Raw genomic sequence first — 16858 nt, 5'->3', positions numbered from 1 at the left:
AGAACACTCGCTCAGGCTGCGGCCGCTTTTGTTCGGGCGTCGGCAGGATTGGAAAATTCCATGCTGTCATCCAGTGAGCCGAAACGTAACGCCAACACATCAAGCCCGTAATTCTGATGTACTTTCCAGGGCTTGCGATTGCCCTGCTTCGGCAAATGCTCCAATGCGCGCTGAACATAGCCCGAACTAAAAGTCAGAAACGGCTCTTCCTCGACCGGTTCCTCACCTATCCGGGGGGTGCATTGCCGCATCCCGCTCTTGCGCATCTTTTCCAGCAGGCGGCAGACATACATCGACGTCAAATCCGCCTTTAATGTCCATGATGCGTTGGTGTAACCGAAGCAGGATGCGAGGTTCGGCACGTCCGAATACATCATGCCCTTGTAATTAATCGTCTTTGCCGGATCGATCAGCGTACCATCGACGGTGAATGGAACCCCGCTCAGCAACTGCATCTGCAACCCGGTGGCAGTGACGACGATATCCGCGTCCAGAGTCTTTCCGGAGGACAATTTGATACCGTTCCCGGTAAATGTCTCGATCGTCCCGGTTTCGACCGACGCGCTGCCCGCCTTGATTGAGTCGAACAGATCTGCGTCGGGAACGAGGCACAGCCGCTGGTCCCATGGATTGTAGCGCGGCGTGAAATGCGTCGTCACGTCATAATCGGGCCCGAGTTGATCCCGCACCATCTGTATGAGCCGGGCCTTCGCCTTTTCCGGCTGTTTGCGCGTCATACGATAGAAGAACATCTGCAGCAGCACGTTCTTCCAGCGCGTAATGCCGTAAGCAACCTTGGGCGGCAGGGCACGTCGCAATGAATTGGCGAACCGATCCTGCGCAGGGCGCGACACGACATAGGTGGGGGAGCGCTGCAACATGGTGACATGCGAGGCCGTCTTTGCCATTTCAGGCACCAGCGTCACAGCGGTTGCGCCGCTGCCGATCACCACCACCTTTTTGCCAGTATAATCCAGATTTTCCGGCCAGAATTGCGGATGAACGATCTGCCCATGGAAGTCGCCCGTCCCGGCAAATTCCGGAGCATGGCCCGCAGCGTAATTATAATAACCCGAGCACATATAGAGAAAGTTGCAGGTCAGCTGACGCGTCGAGCCATCTCCCACGCTGCATTCGACGGTCCAGCATGCTTCCGCTGTGGACCAGGCTGCGCCGACCACGCGATGGCCGAAGCGAATATGGCGATCAATGCCATAGTCTCGTGCGGTATCTGAAACATACTCTCGTATCGAAGGGCCGTCTGCGATAGCCTTTGCCGCCGTCCAGGGGCGAAAGTTGTAACCGAGCGTGTGCATATCCGAATCCGAGCGAATCCCCGGATAGCGGAACAGATCCCATGTCCCGCCGATCGCATCTCGCCCTTCCAGAATTACATAACTGCGATCAGGACAGCGCGTTTGCAGGTGATACCCCGCACCAATGCCGGATAGCCCGGCGCCCACCACGATCACATCGAAATGCTCGGTCATGCAGGATCCTCTCTCACAATACCGAATATTCGATTCCGCTCGATTGGGGAAGACCTGTTTACACGACTGTCAGTAATCCTTGGAGTAACGCAACGTCGCGTTCGACCCGCCGAACGAACCGGCTTGTGTCAGGACGCTCAGCGATTTGGTGAGCGCGATGGTGAGCTGCGTCGCGGTAAATCCCCGCGCATCGGTGACAATTTCGACATAGATGTTGTTCGTCAGATACTTGCCAGCCGCCAACGCAGTACCCCGTCCGCTAGCCTCATCCGCCCCTAGCACGCGCAATCGATCAAAGCCGGTCGCAGAGCGCAATTTGCCCAATGGATTGATCCCGCCCCCCGAGCCACGCAACGAGTTAAGCGCGGCGGCAAGCTGGATCGCTTCCGTTGCCGACAGGTTTTCCGGATTGGTGCCGAACAACAGCCGGCTCAATACCTCGTCCTGTGGCAATTGCGGCGTAGAGGTGAACGTGATTTGCGGTTTCTGCCCCGTGCCGGCGATATTGATGTTGAAGGTCGTGCTGTCCTTCGTGGTCGTCGCCTGAATATCGATATCGGGATCGGTCAACGCGCCGCCACGGAAGCGAATGCGCCCGCGCGTAACGTCGAAGCGGGTGCCCGCGAAAGAATAGGTGCCACGGATCAAATCCAGACCACCGCTCACCACCGGAGCCTTTGATGTCCCACCGACGCGCAAGTCCATCTGCCATTCGCTCTCCAGCCCCATACCCGATACGAACAACTGATTATCCGCGCGAATACGCAAGTTGAGTTTGAATAGCCCTGGTGGCGCGGCGGCTGCCGGCCGATCGGTTGGCCGGGCGACCCGAATGTCGCGTTTGCGGCGAACGCCCGTCAGTTCGGGCACTTCCGCCGCGCCTTCGCGAACAATCTCATAACGCGCGTTGGGAATGGTGAGATTACCCTTGATCAACCCACCGTCCGGCCCGTTGGTAACGGTTACGGTGCCGCTGGCGGTCGCGCCGAGCGTATCCGATTTCGCAAGGTTCGCGTTGGCGAGCGTAGCCGTCACGCTCATCGGGTAATTCTGCTCGGCCGACAGGCTCACAAAGCCCTTGGCCTCTACGGTTCCCTCCCCCGCATGTGCCTGCAATGAGTCCAGTTCGAGCCGATCCGCGGTGAACCGCGCGCGTACCTGCATCTGCGTCAGCCGCGTACCATAGGTCCCGTTTTCGTAAGTGAGGCTGTCGGCGCGGGCGAGCCCGTTCAGTTGGGGCGCTGCAAGGCGACCACTGAAATCAGCAGCAACCGCAATTGGCCCTGAAATATGCTGATTGGCTAGCCCTGCGAAACTGAACAGCACGCCAGCCGGTCCGTTGTAGCGAATCCCGCCGCCCAACGGCGCCTGCAACAATCGCGTCATCCATGACCCGTCGCCCGGTGGAAGCGGCCGCAAGCTGGCGACCATCCGCCCAACAGTCGTTGCGCCGCGCTTGACCAGCGCGCGCGCCTCGCCGCCATCCCCGGTCAATCGTCCAATGAACTCCACGTCGACCGGCTCCGATACGGCAACCAGGCTCGATCGCGTGAAGCCGGTGATTGTCATCCTCGCGTCGGCCTCGGGAAAAGCAGCCGGGCTTGTCTGGGTGAAATCGAGGCTACCAGTCGCCTGACCGCCGATCCCTACATCAGGAACGAATGCGTTGAGGATCGAAAGATCGAGGTTGTCGAGCCGGGCCTGCGCGACGAGTTTATCGCCGTAACTGCCGGCGATCCGCGCCCGCCCCTTGTCGAAAACAATCAGGGTCGGCTCAAGGCGATAGCTGCCGTGCGCGGCGGCGATATGCGCCGGGCTCCCGGTTTTGAAATTGATGCCGTTCGCCTGACCGGTCAGCGCCACCAGATAATCGTCCGGTGCGAGCTTCGCGTTGGCGGCTATGCGGAACGGAACGCCGTTCGATCCCGTCAACACCGCCTGCGCGCTGCCGTTGCCGCCGGCATAATTCACCTTAACCCGCGCGGTATCGATCACCGTGGGGCCATAGCGCATATCCGCGACCTGCGCGTCGGCGACCACTTTCGGCTGATCGTACAGGACAATGCTCGCGCTGATGAGTGCGCGCCCGATCGTAAAATCCACCGAGCCGGGAATCTTGGCCGCATCCGCCCGGGCATTGACGTCGGCACGCTGATATTTGCCCTCCGCGGCAAGCAGCGCGGTTCCCGACAGCCCCGAGCCAGCGAATTGGAGCTGGCCGGCGAACGGCCCGGGGGCCGTCTGGGCAAGGCGCCCGCTGAAATTGACGCCAGCGAATATCACCTTGCGGACATCGATCACCAGTTGCTTGCCAACGTGCGCCACTACGTCTGCGTTAAACGGGCCGTAAGTGGTCCCGCCCGTCGCGGTGACGGCATAGGCGCCGCCCTTCCCCACGATCCGCGCATTGAGATCGGCCAGACCCACGCCCACGCCCGGTCGCGGCGCGCGCAACAGCACCACCGGATCGGTCGCGCTGCCGTTTACCCGTGCGAACAGCGGGCCATATTGCGTCGAACTGGCATCAACCGTGGCCGCCAGTTTTCCGCTCGCGAGTTCGTAATGCCCCTCTCCCCGCCTGATGCGAAATTGCGGCGCGTTGAGCCGCAGGTTCGCGAAGGTGACAAGGCCCTCGGGCGAATAGCCGACATCCGCGCGCACGACGGCGTTTCCACCCAGGAAACTGCGGGCACCGGAATTAAAAATCTCCCGCGTCTGCGCGACTACCTTGCCGACGACCCCGAAACCGCCGCGCGCGGCTGGAACGAGCTTCGCATCGGTGGTCAGATTGACGATCCCGATGCTCTCGATGCGATAGTTGTTGACGCGGCCTTTCAGCGCGCCGGTATAGCGGCCGGTCTTCACGTTCGCCGCGATGATCGCGGTGGCGTCGATATTGTCCGATCGGATGCGGAGATTATCCGACATGAGCGACGGCATGGTGATCGCGAAATCGCCGTCGATCCGAACGTTATTGGTCAGGCCGCCGATGGCTTCGTTGAGCCCGCTTACCCGACGTGCCCGCGCGTGCACCGGCACCAGAATGCGATCCGCATTCACGCGCGCCTGCCCCTCGGCGTAAAGATTTTCGACGACGGTTTCGCCAAAGCCAAGGGCGGTCGCACGGATTTTGTAATCCACCTGTGGCTGCGCAAACGCGCCATCCAGAACGACACGCGCCAGCACGTCGCGCCCACGAACATTGGGGGCGATCGCGCCGGGCGTGAGCAATTGCGCGTCGACAGCGAAATTGCCGAACCGATTGCTGGCGAAATCCATGATGCCGCCCGCGTCCACCACCAGCGCGGCGGATTTCAGCTTGATCCGCGTATCCGCCTTGCGCTGAGCAAGCGTGGTATCGATCGCGACATCGAGTTGCGGCGCTGTCAGCCGCTCGACGGGGCCTTCCAGATACAGCCCCGGTTTGGTGAAGCCGCGAACCTGGATATGGCCATCGCGCGCGGTGACCCCCAGATCAGCGAACTGGCCATTGCCGAGCGTGGCAAGGGCCTTGCCAGACCATGATTTCCAGCTTCCCTTGCCGCCGATCGTTGCTGTCAGAGGCGCCTTGGTGCCCACCAGCGACGACACCATTCCGCCGGTCGGCGCGAACAACTTCGCATCCAGATCGAGCTTGTTGTCATCCGGCACCGCATCCAGCCGCAGCCGCAACGTATCACCGCCGCCAACCCCCGGCCCGCGCAGCGCAACAGCATCGACGTCGAGCGTCGCTCGTCGATCGGCGATATGCGCCGCGCCGATGATACGCCCGACGTGGCGCGCGCCGGCGACCGGCGGCTCCATCACGAACCGATCGACGCGAAGCCGCCCGATATCGATATCCAGATTGGGCAGGAACGGAGCGTTGGGCTCACTCACCTGCGGAATGAATTCGGGATTGCGCGCCATCGTGACGAGCGCGCTCTCAAGGCTCTTCACGTCGACGTGGTTGTTGATGAAGGCGAACGGGCGCCAATCCACATCGATACGTGGCGACGTGAGAAAGACGCCTTTCGGATCGCTGACCCGTACATCGGAAAGCGTCATCCGGCCGTAGAGCGAACCGTCGATCCGCCCGACCCGAATGTTGAGGCCCGCGGCCGTCTTGTAATTGCCAAGTTGATCCGCGACGAAGCGTCGCCCTGGATCGGTATTGATCCCGAACACGATCACCAGCGCGAGCAACAGCAGCGCAACGATCGTCCCCCCGATCCATTTTGCCACGCGTTGCCACAATGGGCGTATCGTTATCGGGCGATCCTCAACCGCGACCGTCGCTTTCTCGACCATCAGAATGCCTGCCCGATCGAGATGTACAGCGCGATACGGCTATCGCCCTTGCGCGGATTGAGCGGCGTCGCGATGTCGACGCGCATTGGCCCGAAATTAGTATAGAATCGGCCGCCGATGCCTGCGCCGAAACGCAGATCGCTGCCCTTCGGCAGTACGCTTTCATATGCGTTGCCGGCATCGATGAACGGCACGATCCCGAAATCACCAAACCGATAACGCGCCTCCAGCGCGAATTCGTTGATGCTGCGCCCGCCGACCGGATTGCCCTGCGGATCGAGAGGCCCGAGCCGCTGATAGCCGAAACCGCGCACCGATCCGCCCCCGCCGCCATAATAACGCCGGGACGGCGCCAGATCATCGCGAGAAATACCCACGATCGACCCCGCGCGCGCGCGACCGGCGATCACGAGGCTGTCCGACACGGGATAGTAGAACGTCCCTTCGAGCATCGCGCGGACATAAGGATCGATCGAACCCTCCACCGATGTTTCAGGGCTGAGGTTGAGCTTGAGCCGATAGCCCCGCGTCGGATTGAGCAGATTATCCGACGTGTCCCACTGCACCTGCACAGGCAACGCGACGATGCCGTAGGTGCGCCGTACCCGCTCCTCCCGCGCGAAATCATAGACGCTTTCGTTGGTGCCCGTCAGTTCCACCCCATAGGCATAAGTGATTTTCTTCTGCCACAGCGGCGTGGAGTCGTAACTGAAGCGCACCGCCAGCGTGCCCGTGATCGCGTTGAACGCGTCATAATTCTGGTGGTTCGCGGACGCGATGATCGAAAACGTACGGTCACGCTCCCCGGCATTGGAGCGGCGGAAGGTGGCGGACGCCCCCTGTTGCTGCGTACCGGCTGTAGCGCTCGCGATCAGGGCGCCCTCTGGCGGGAACATGTCGCGACTGGTCCAGGTTCCTTCGAGCTTGATCCCCTCGCCTGTGTCATAACCAGCCTGCGCGGCGATGCTGTGGGTCTTTCCCCTCCGTTGGTTAACGATAAGATCTACGAGTTCGGTGCCGTCCGGCCCCGGCTCTCCGGTCGCGACCGGCTCGACGGACACGGAGTTGAACAGGCCGGTGGCGGTAAGCGCCTGGCGCAGATCATCGACCTTGCGCGCGTCATAAAGATCGCCGGATTTGAAGCGCGGAAAAACATTCAGATGCTCAAGCGCGAATACGGGTCGCCCCTTCGTGCGCAGCTTGCCGAAAGAGCCCCTCGCCCCGGTTTCCACCGGCAGCGTATAATCCCCGGTCAACGTTTGGTCGTCGAGCAGGATATCGCGATCACCAACCTTGGCGAAGGGGTAGCCACGCTGGGGCAGGATCAGGGTTACATTGGCCTCCGCCGCTTCGACGCGCGCGGCCTCGATCGGATCGCCCGTCTTGAGCGGCAGTTGGGCGCGCACCAGACCCGGCGGGATGGTGGGCGGCGCGACGACATTTATCGTCCCTAGGCGATAGAGCTTGCCCGGCGCGGCGGTGATGATGGCGCGTGCGATGGAGTTCTTCGCCGTAGGCCGCTCGATCACCGAAGTCGCCACGCCGTCATAATAGCCGAGCGACTTCATCAGCCGTACCGCGAGCGCCTCATCTTCGCGCGCACGGGCGGCGATCTGCGTCGCGTTCGCCGCTTTGCCGCCGCCCTTCTTCAGCGAGGATAGCGCATTGAACTGATCGGTGAGATCGATCGCATCCAAACCGCGAACGACCGTTTCGTAACGAATTTCCGGCGCGGTCTTGTCCTTTACGTCGGCCGCCGTCTCCAGCGGCGTGCTTTCGAACGTCGCGATCGGCGGAAGCGGCTGCGCGAGTTGCGTGTCCTCCGGTGCGGGCGGCGGCAAGGTTCCGGGCGGGACGATCGGGGCTGGCGCGGTGGCGCCGCCCGTCGGGTGCTGCTCGTCCGTCGGCATGGCTTCGAGTGGCGCGTTCAAGTCACTTGAAAGCGGTGGGAGCGCCTTGTCGAACTCCGCATCCGGCATGATCGGTGTGTTGTTTTGCGCATCGCCGGGCGCCCCGGATTGCGTCGATTGAGCATGGGCCAGCGGAGATGTCGCAACAAGCAATGCGGCCGCTACCCAGCGAACTCGTACAACCGCAAAACTCACGCACGACCCCTTCTCGTTCGGGGCGCACAATAGAATTTGAAGGTTCCCCCGAACAAGGGGAACGTGCCACGTACCAATCAGTTTCATCCGCCGCGCGCTGTGGGGGGTTGTCATTCACCTGCGAACGCGGCGATGAAACGCCTCGCCAGCCGGCCTAGCGGAAGGATCGCATGAAAAAACATATCGATGTGTCGTTGGACGGCCATGTCGCGACCGTGGTGATTGATCGCCCTCCTCATAATCACGTCAACGCCGCACTGATCGGGGCGCTTGCCGATACGTTCGAGGATCTGGACCGCGACGATCATTGCCGCGCGATCGTGCTGGCGACTGCCGGACGGGTCTTTTGCGGCGGTGCGGATCTTTCCGGGGACAAGCCGCTCATGAACGAAAGCGGCGAAGCGGAAACGCCGATCCTGTATCGCAACGCGGTGCGGCTGTTCGCAGCGCGCAAGCCCGTCGTCGCCGCCATCCAGGGCGCGGCGATAGGCGCCGGGCTCGGGCTGGCGCTAGTGGCCGATTTCCGCGTCGCCGCGCCCGAAGCCCGCTTTTCGGCGAATTTCGTCAGTCTCGGTTTTCATGCAGGCTTCGGCATTTCCTATACCCTGCCGAGGGTGATCGGCGTGCAAAAGGCATCACTGATGCTGCTGACGGGGCGGCGGGTGAAGGCGGATGAGGCGCTCACTTATGGCTTGGTCGACGAGGTGGTTCCCGCGGAGCGACTGCGCGAAGCGGCTGCCACGCTCGCCGCGGAGATCGCGGCGGCGGCCCCTCTCGGTGTGGAAGCGACCCGCGCGACGCTGCGTGGTGATATTGCCGCTGCGGTGGAGCGGCAGACGCAACACGAACGCGCCGAGCAAGACCGACTGATGACAACGGCCGATTTTCGCGAGGGTATAAGCGCGGTTGCGGAACGACGCCCGGGCAATTTTACCCGCAGATGAAATAAGTGTGCCGTCAAACGTATTTTTCGTTCACGGGTGACTTCAAGTTTTTATTCGACCCGGCTATCGAACGGATCGAAAACGCGGCCGGGAATTTTTCCGCTGGCCGCGCCTGTGTTCCACCTTCGGCAGGATCAGGATTTTGCGCACGAGGACGATCGGCGGAACGGCGAATATTATTTTGATCGCACTGCTCCTTGCGGGATGCGGGGGCGCGGGGAGCGACGCGCCTTCGGGCCGAGATCGGAAGCACGGGGGGCCGGTACAGGTCGGCTATGTGGTGGCGCGGACCACCAGCGTGCCGATCACGGTGGAACTGCCGGGTCGCACGGTCGCCTTTCAGAGTTCCGAAGTGCGGCCTCAGGTCGCCGGTGTGATCCAGCGGCGCTTCTTCACCGAAGGATCGATCGTCAAGCGCGGCGAGCCGCTCTATCAGATCGACCCCAGCCTCTATCGCGCGGCTGCGGATCAGGCGTCGGCCAACCTCGCCAGCGCGGAAGCCACGGCGGCGGCGGCGAAGACGAAAGCCGAACGCTATCGCCCGCTCGCCGCGATCGAAGCGGTGAGCAAGCAGGATTACACCGATGCGCTCGCCGCTCAGCGGCAGGCACAAGCATCGATCCTGCAAAATCGCGCACAGCTGGAAACAGCGCGGATCAACCTTCGCTTCGCCACCGTCCCCGCGCCGATCTCTGGCCGGATCGGGCGATCCCTGTTTACCGTGGGCGCTCTCGTCACGACCAGTCAGGCGGATCCGCTGGCGACTATTCAACAGCTCGATCCGATCTATGTCGACATTCAGCAATCGGCCTCCGCGCTTCTTTCGTTGCGCCGCAGCCTTGCTTCCGGCGGCGCGGTGCCAGCGAGCGCGCCCGTTCGGCTGAAGCTTGAGGATGGAGAGGAATTCGGGCGTCGGGGCAGCGTGGAATTCGCCGAAGCGGTCGTCGATCCAAGCACCGGCACGGTGACGCTGCGCGCGCGCTTCGCCAATCCAGACGGGCTGCTGTTGCCGGGCATGTTCGTGCGCGCGGTGTTCGATCAGGCGATCGATCCTAATGCGATCCTCATACCGCAGGCGGCGGTTTCCCGCGACCCCAAGGGCAATGCCTCGGTCTGGGTGGTCGGCCCGGGCGACAAGGCGATCCAAAAGACAATCGTCGCCCCCCGCACGCAAGGCGCATTCTGGGTTGTCACGCATGGGCTGGCTCCCGGCGACCGCGTCATCACGCAGGGAACCGGCAAGCTGCGGGCAGACGCGCCGGTGCGGCCGGTCGCAGCGGATTCTCCACAGCGCATCGCCCCGCCATCGCAACAGCAGATGGATCAGCAGCGTCAGGCCAAGAAGGCCGGCTGATCCATGTCTCGCATCTTCATCGATCGACCGATCTTCGCCTGGGTGCTGGCGATCATCGTGATGATGGGCGGCATCGGCGCGATTTTGGGGCTGCCGATCGCGCAATATCCGGACGTGGCGCCCCCACAGGTATCGGTCCGAGCGTCCTATCCGGGCGCCAACGCCCAGACGATCCAGAATTCGGTCACGCAGGTGATCGAGCAGCAGCTGACCGGGATCGACGGGCTGCTCTATTTCAGCTCGTCCTCATCCTCGCGTGGATCTGTTTCAATCACCGCAACCTTTGCCAAGGGAACCAATCCCGATATCGCGCAGGTGCAGGTACAAAATCAGATACAACAGTCGGTTAGCCGGCTGCCTGCCCAGGTGCAGCAGCAGGGCCTAGTGGTCCGCAAATCAAACCCGGACAATCTGCTGATCGCGGGCATTTACGACATCACTGACCGGCTGACCAATCAGGATGTCTCCGACTATCTGGTCGCCAATTTGCAGGAACCGCTCGGTCGGTTGCCGGGGGTCGGCGATACGAACGTGTTCGGCGCGCAATATGCGATGCGCATCTGGCTCGATCCGGCGAAGCTAGCGAGCTTCTCGCTGATGCCGGGGGACGTCATCACCGCGATTCAGAACCAGAATACGGAGGTCGCGGCTGGCGAAATCGGCGCCCAGCCGATGCCACAGACGCAGATGCTGAACGCGACGGTGACCGCACAATCGCGCCTCCAGACGCCGGAACAATTCCGCGAGATCATCCTGAAAACCCTTCCCTCCGGCGCCACGGTAAGGCTGTCAGACGTCGCGCGGATCGAGTTGGGTGCGGAAAACTATTCCTCTGTGAGCCGCGTTAATCGCCACCCCGGCGCCGGGATCGCGGTGCTGCTCGCACCCGGTGCGGACGCGCTCAAGACGGCGGAATTGGTGAAGGCTGAAATCGCCCGCATCTCCAAGACCTTCCCGCCCAATCTCCGCGTTTCCTATGCCAATGACTCGACGGATTTCATCAAGCTGTCGATCAGTGAGGTGGTGAAGACGCTGATCGAAGCGATCATCCTGGTCGTCATCGTGATGTTCGTCTTTCTGCAAAGCTGGCGCGCCACGCTGGTGCCGGCGATCGCAGTGCCAGTCGTGTTGCTCGGCACGTTCGCGATTTTCTATCTCGCTGGTTTCACGATCAATACGCTCACCTTGTTCGGATTGGTGCTGGCGATCGGCCTGCTCGTCGACGACGCGATCGTCGTGGTCGAGAATGTCGAACGGCTGATGCACGAAAATCCGGAAATGACGCCGCGTGAGGCGACGATCGAGTCGATGAAAGAGATCACCGTCGCGCTTGTCGCCATCGCGCTCGTGTTGTCCGCGGTATTCCTGCCGATGGCGTTCTTCGGCGGCTCAACCGGCGTGATCTATCGCCAGTTCTCGCTCACGATTATTTCCGCGATGATGCTTTCGGTCGCCGTGGCGATCATCCTTTCGCCGGCGATCACCTCCAATCTGCTCAGGCAGAAAAGCATGGAGCCCGATCCGCGCGATACGTGGCTGGGGCGCCGCGCGCCTTGGCTGATCGATGGCGGTGAACGCGCCAAAATCTGGTTCAACAGCAATTTCGACCGGGGCGTTCAGAGCTATACCGGCGCGGTCGGTCGTGTCGTGGAACGCAAATGGCTGTTCCTCACGATCTACGCCGTCATAGTCGCATTGCTTGCGGCGCTGTTCCTGCGCCTGCCGACCGGCTTCCTCCCGACCGAGGATCAGGGCGGCGCGATGATCCAGATCCGCCTTCCCGCTGGCGCAACGCTTAACCGCACGACCACGGTGCAGCGCGAAGTCGAGCGCTATTTCATGGAAAGCGAAGGGAAAAACCTCAAGACCCTGTTCACCGTGGCGGGTGGCGGCGGCGGGGGTGCCAGCGGTCAGAACACTGGTCAGGGCTTCATGTCGTTCACTGACTGGTCCAATCGCGAAGGGAAGGAAAACAGTGCGGACGCCATTGCCGCGCGTGCTTCGGCAGCGTTCAGCAATTTCCGCGACGCGCAGGTTTTCGTGATGATCCCCCCGGCCATTCGCGGGCTTGGCCAATCTGACGGCTTCACCGTGGAACTCCAGAACACCGGGGCGCTGTCTCAGCAGGATTTCGCCGCCGCGCGCGACAAGCTGCTGGCGTTGGCGAGCGCCGATCCGAAGCTCAACGGCGTCCGCCTCTCTGAACTTCCCGATATCGGCACGCTTCAGGTCAACACGGACGCGCAGAAGATCGCCTCGCTGGGCCTCACCCAGAATGACGTCAACACCACCCTGTCCACCGCCTGGGGTGGGCGCTACGTCAACGATTTCGTCGATCGCGGCCGCGTGAAACGCGTCTATGTGCAGGGTGACGCGCCATTCCGATCGGCTCCCGACAATATCGATCAATGGTTTGTGCGCGGATCGAACGGGCAGATGGTCCCCTTCTCATCATTCTCGTCGACGGCTTGGTCACAGGCGCCGACCACGCTCTCCCGCTTCAACGGGGTTCAGTCTTTCGAGATTCAGGGCTCGGGCGCGCGTGGTGTAAGCTCGGGCGACGCGATGCAGCGTATCGCCGAGCTGGCGGCGCAAATTCCCGGCACGAGCATCGCCTGGTCGGGCATCTCCTATCAGGAGCGTCTTTCGTCGGGGCAGGCGCCGCTGCTTTACGCGCTTTCGCTGATCGTCGTGTTTCTCTGCCTCGCTGCTTTGTATGAAAGCTGGTCGATACCGCTCGCCGTGCTGCTGGTGATCCCGCTCGGGCTGATCGGCGCGATCCTGTTCGTGACGCTGCGTGGGCTGACCAACGATGTTTATCTGCAGATTGGGCTGCTGACGACGATGGGGCTGGCGGCGAAAAACGCGATCCTGATGATCGAATTCGCCGAGCAGGAGGAGAAAAAGGGCAAGCGCGTGATCGAAGCCGCGCTCGCCGCCGCGCGCATCCGCCTGCGCCCGATCCTGATGACTAGCTTCGCCTTCATCTTCGGCGTGCTGCCGCTGGCGATCTCCACCGGCGCGGGGGCGAACAGCCGGATCGCGATCGGTACGGCGGTGATCGGCGGCATGTTGACCGCGACGATCCTTGCGGTTTTCTACATCCCGATGTTCTTCGTGCTCGTCCGTCGCGGTTTCCGTGACACGCTGGCTCGCATTCGTGGTGAAGAGCCGGGCTATCACCCGCCGGAGGCTGGCCCAGCCCTTACATCGGGAGCGCAATCGTGATGCGCCGCGCGATCCTGCTCGCCACCGGCATCTCGCTGTCCGCGTGCAGCATGGCGCCGAAATATGTGCGCCCCGAAACGCCGGTGCCCGCATCATGGCCGATCGGCGACGCATATCTGCGGCAGAGCGAGGTATCGCTGCCCAGCGTCACCTATCGCGATATCTTCCGTGATCCCCGGCTGCAGCGGATCATCGACCAGGCATTGGCGAATAACCGCGATCTGCGCATCGCCGCCGCCAATATTGCGGCGGCGCGTGCCCAATATCGTATCCAGCGCGGCGAGTTATTCCCGACGATCGGGGCTAGCGGTTCATATAATTACAGTCACGCGAACACCTCCACGGCGGGAGGTTCGGCGACCACGGACTCGCTTTCCGCCGGCATCAGCGTCACCGGCTTCGAAATCGACCTGTTCGGCCGTGTCCGCTCGCTCACGGATGCCGCGCTAAACCGATATTTCGCGCAGGAAGCGACCGCGCGCGCGACCCGGCTGACGCTGGTGGGCGATGTGGCAAGCGCGTGGCTCAGCTATGCCGCCGATCGCAGCCTGCTCGCCATCGCGGAGGAGACCGCCGCCAACGCCCGCCGCAGCGTCTCGCTGACCGATGCGCGGTTGAAGGGCGGCGTCGCGCCACGCACCGACCTGCGGCAAGCCGAACAGGTGCTGGCAAGCGCGGAGGCGGATCTGGCCGCGCAGAAGACGGCGCTGGCGCAAGACGTGAATGCGCTACAGCTTCTCGTCGGCGCACCAATCGATCTCTCGCTGCTCCCAGCCTCGATCGATGAGGCTGGCGCCAATATCGCCGAATTGCCGGCGGGGCTCAATTCCAGCATTCTCCTACGTCGCCCGGACGTGGTTAGCGCCGAATACGGTTTGCGCGCTGCCAATGCGCAGATCGGCGCGGCGCGCGCGCAACTTTTCCCGAAGGTATCGCTGACCGGGTTGCTCGGCTTTGCCAGCGGGGCGCTCACCTCGCTGTTCGACGGCGGAGCGTTCAGTTATTCCGGCGCGGCCAATGCTGCCTATCCGATCTTCAGCGGCGGTGCAGGCACCGCGGCCGTGGCCCAGTCGCAAGCACAGCGTGACGCGGCGCTCTCCACTTACGAGAAAGCGATTCAGACCGCGTTTCGCGATGTCGCGGATGCGCTCGCCAGACGCGGCACAATCGCTGACGAGTTGGCGGCGAACCAGCGCAACGCCGATGCCGCGCTCGACAATTACCAATTGGCGGACGCGCGTTATCGTGGGGAGATCGACACCTTCCTCGCTACCCTCGTAGCGCAGCGATCACTCTATTCAGCCCAACGCGGGTTGGTACAAACCAAGCTGACACGCGCCACGAACCTGGTGACACTCTATCGTACATTGGGCGGGGATTCACTGCTGGATGCGGATCAGGCAGGGCCAAGTCTTTCGGCGCAACAATGACTTGACCAATATTGCCGGGCGTGAAAGTCTCTCGGTTGCAATGACTATCACCCCAACCGACCCTTCGGCATTCTTTCGTGAAATGCTCGGTCATTGGGAAAAGGCCGTGAATAGTTTCGGCGGCGATGCATTGAAAAGCGAAGAATTTGCGCGCGGCATGAATGCCGCCACCTCAACGATCGCGAGCATGCAAGCCAATACGCATCAGATGATGGAGCGTATGCTGGCCGCCGCCAACCTGCCCAGTCGCAGCGATATCGACGACCTGGCGCGCCGCATCTCTGCCATTGAAGAAGCGCTTGCCCGGATAGAGAGCAAGCTCGGTGGTACGCCCCCCGATCTCCCCAAGCCCCGGCCCGGCCGGGGCCGCAAACCACCGGCGCAGCCAAGCTGATGGACGGCGCCGCGACCTTCGATCCGATCAACACCGCGCGCGCGGAGTTCGAACGGATGATGGCGCGGAATATTTCGGGGCTGAGCTATTTCACCTCCCCCGCCCCAGCCGTGGGCGCCACCCCCAAAGATCTGCTGATCTCACGCGGCCCGATGCGGCTGAACCATTATCGCCCGATGACCGACGAGGTCTATCGCATTCCAATCCTGCTGGTGATGGCCACGACCAATCGAGGCTTCATCTTCGATATGGTGCCGGGGCAAAGCCTCGTCGAATTCCTGCTCAAGGCCGGGTTCGATGTGTTCATGCTCGAATGGGAAGCGCCGCGCAGCCACGAACGCTCGCTTTCGCTCGAAAGCTATGTCGTGGACTTCCTTGGTAGCGCGGTCGAACGGGTGAAACAGGAAACCCGCGAACCGGATGTCAGCATCGTCGGCTATTGCTTCGGGGGCGTCCTCTCATTGCTCTATTCCGCGCTTCACCCCCGGAATGGCGTGGCCAATCTGGTCACCTTCACGACGCCTATCGATTTCTCCCAAATGGATTTGTTCGCAGCCTGGTCGGATCAGCGATATTTCGATGTGGATCGGCTGGTCGATACGTTCGGCAATGTGCCGGGCGACATGCTCTATTCATCGTTCGACATGCTGCGCCCCGCCGCGCGTGCAGCCGGCAACATCCGTCTCTATGACAATCTGTGGGACGACGAATATGTGAAATCGTTCCGCATGTTCGAGCGATGGAACACCGATACCTTGCCGCTGGCCGGCGAATATTTCCGCCAGACCACCAAGCTGCTGATGTGGGAGAACCGCTTGCTCAACGGGACGATGGAAGTAGCGGGGCGCGGGATCGATCTTGGCGATATCGCCGTGCCGTTCCTGCATCTGGCGGCGGAGCACGATCACATCGTCCCGCAAGCGGCGTCCGGGCCGCTGATCGGCATGATCGGATCGTCGGACAAGCAGGAAATCGTGCTGAAAGGCGGCCATGTCAGCCTCGTCGCCGGGGGCAATGCGATCAAGCGGATGTGGCCCGCGCTTGCCGGCTGGCTGGCGGATCGCTCACTATGAGCCAACGCATCCGCCGTTTCCGCGCCGCAGACCGCGATGCGATGCTCGCCTTCGCGCAGGATTTGCCCGATCACGATCTAATGTTCCTTGGCCGCGACCTGAAGCATCCGCGGGTGGTGGAGGCGTGGCTTCAGGCGATCGACGATGGGTGGCTCGATAGCCTTTTGGCGGAAGATGGCGAGACAATCCTGGGCTCGGTCGCGCTGGTGCGCGATCCGCTCGGCTGGTCCGCCCACGTCGGCGAAGTGCGGCTGCTGGTGTCGGCCGAGCGGCGCGGCGCCGGACTTGGGCGCGATTTGTTGCAGGCGATCATGGCCATCGCCGTCGAGCGCGGTCTCGCGAAATTGACTGCGGCGATGACCCCGGATCAGCGCAATTCGGTCGCGCTGTTCGAGAGCCTGGGCTTTCGTGGTGAGGCGCTATTGCGGGATCAGTTGCGCGATCGCGCCGGCCAACCGCATGATCTCGCGATCCTCAGCCTCGATCTCGGCCGGCAGCAGGCAACGCAACGCGCTTATGGCTTTGACGCAAACGGATGACGATCCCTCGC

The 16858-nt window shown here is 62.4% G+C and carries 10 protein-coding genes; 7 read left to right on the top strand and 3 right to left on the bottom strand.

Going from position 1 to position 16858, the window contains the following annotated elements; translation table 11 throughout:
• Nucleotides 1–11: 11 nt before the first annotated feature.
• From P0Y64_15130 to P0Y64_15120, 3 genes are all read right to left on the bottom strand, one after another.
• Complete coding sequence (locus P0Y64_15130; protein WEK42692.1) at nt 12–1490, bottom strand: NAD(P)/FAD-dependent oxidoreductase; 1479 nt, start codon at nt 1488–1490, stop codon at nt 12–14.
• 69 nt (nt 1491–1559) lie between these two features.
• On the bottom strand, nt 1560–5780 hold the full coding sequence (locus P0Y64_15125; protein ID WEK42691.1) for a translocation/assembly module TamB domain-containing protein: 4221 nt from the start codon (nt 5778–5780) through the stop codon (nt 1560–1562).
• Nucleotides 5780–7822: a BamA/TamA family outer membrane protein gene (locus P0Y64_15120; GenBank protein WEK45071.1), complete on the bottom strand. Its 2043-nt coding sequence runs from the start codon at nt 7820–7822 to the stop codon at nt 5780–5782. Before P0Y64_15120 ends, P0Y64_15125 begins: the two co-directional genes overlap by 1 nt.
• A gap of 233 nt (nt 7823–8055) precedes the next feature.
• On the opposite strand from P0Y64_15120, the gene P0Y64_15115 reads away from it, so the two are divergent.
• The 7 genes from P0Y64_15115 (at nt 8056) to P0Y64_15085 (ending at nt 16847) form a co-directional block, all read left to right on the top strand.
• Complete coding sequence (locus P0Y64_15115; protein WEK42690.1) at nt 8056–8829, top strand: enoyl-CoA hydratase/isomerase family protein; 774 nt, start codon at nt 8056–8058, stop codon at nt 8827–8829.
• A 190-nt stretch (nt 8830–9019) separates the two neighbouring features.
• Entirely contained in the window at nt 9020–10183 is a 1164-nt protein-coding gene (locus P0Y64_15110) for an efflux RND transporter periplasmic adaptor subunit (GenBank protein WEK45070.1), read from the top strand.
• A gap of 3 nt (nt 10184–10186) precedes the next feature.
• Nucleotides 10187–13411 carry a multidrug efflux RND transporter permease subunit gene (locus P0Y64_15105; protein WEK42689.1) on the top strand — a complete coding sequence of 1075 codons (3225 nt, stop codon included), beginning with the start codon at nt 10187–10189 and terminating at the stop codon, nt 13409–13411.
• On the top strand, nt 13411–14841 hold the full coding sequence (locus P0Y64_15100; protein ID WEK42688.1) for an efflux transporter outer membrane subunit: 1431 nt from the start codon (nt 13411–13413) through the stop codon (nt 14839–14841). Before P0Y64_15105 ends, P0Y64_15100 begins: the two co-directional genes overlap by 1 nt.
• Before the next feature lies 1 nt (nt 14842).
• The gene (locus P0Y64_15095) at nt 14843–15235 is read left to right on the top strand and encodes a poly(R)-hydroxyalkanoic acid synthase subunit PhaE (GenBank protein WEK42687.1); all 393 of its coding nucleotides are present in this window, start codon (nt 14843–14845) and stop codon (nt 15233–15235) included.
• The gene (locus P0Y64_15090) at nt 15235–16308 is read left to right on the top strand and encodes an alpha/beta fold hydrolase (protein WEK42686.1); all 1074 of its coding nucleotides are present in this window, start codon (nt 15235–15237) and stop codon (nt 16306–16308) included. The genes P0Y64_15095 and P0Y64_15090 overlap by 1 nt, the downstream gene beginning before the upstream one ends.
• On the top strand, nt 16305–16847 hold the full coding sequence (locus P0Y64_15085; GenBank protein WEK42685.1) for a GNAT family protein: 543 nt from the start codon (nt 16305–16307) through the stop codon (nt 16845–16847). The genes P0Y64_15090 and P0Y64_15085 overlap by 4 nt, the downstream gene beginning before the upstream one ends.
• The last annotated feature ends 11 nt before the right edge of the window (nt 16848–16858 follow it).

The sequence above is a fragment of the Candidatus Sphingomonas colombiensis genome (genome assembly GCA_029202845.1).
Lineage (GTDB): Bacteria > Pseudomonadota > Alphaproteobacteria > Sphingomonadales > Sphingomonadaceae > Sphingomonas > Sphingomonas colombiensis.
Note: the sequence above shows the minus strand (reverse complement) of the source record. Positions and strands in the feature narration are given on the sequence as shown.

Bases quoted from the DNA above. Each gene is read 5' to 3' on its own strand.
- P0Y64_15115 (WEK42690.1), top strand. From the start codon at position 8,056: ATGAAAAAACATATCGATGTGTCGTTGGACGGCCATGTCGCGACCGTG.
- P0Y64_15090 (WEK42686.1), top strand. From the start codon at position 15,235: ATGGACGGCGCCGCGACCTTCGATCCGATCAACACCGCGCGCGCGGAG.
- P0Y64_15125 (WEK42691.1), bottom strand. From the start codon at position 5,780: ATGGTCGAGAAAGCGACGGTCGCGGTTGAGGATCGCCCGATAACGATA.
- P0Y64_15100 (WEK42688.1), top strand. From the start codon at position 13,411: ATGCGCCGCGCGATCCTGCTCGCCACCGGCATCTCGCTGTCCGCGTGC.
- P0Y64_15105 (WEK42689.1), top strand. From the start codon at position 10,187: ATGTCTCGCATCTTCATCGATCGACCGATCTTCGCCTGGGTGCTGGCG.
- P0Y64_15085 (WEK42685.1), top strand. From the start codon at position 16,305: ATGAGCCAACGCATCCGCCGTTTCCGCGCCGCAGACCGCGATGCGATG.
- P0Y64_15130 (WEK42692.1), bottom strand. From the start codon at position 1,490: ATGACCGAGCATTTCGATGTGATCGTGGTGGGCGCCGGGCTATCCGGC.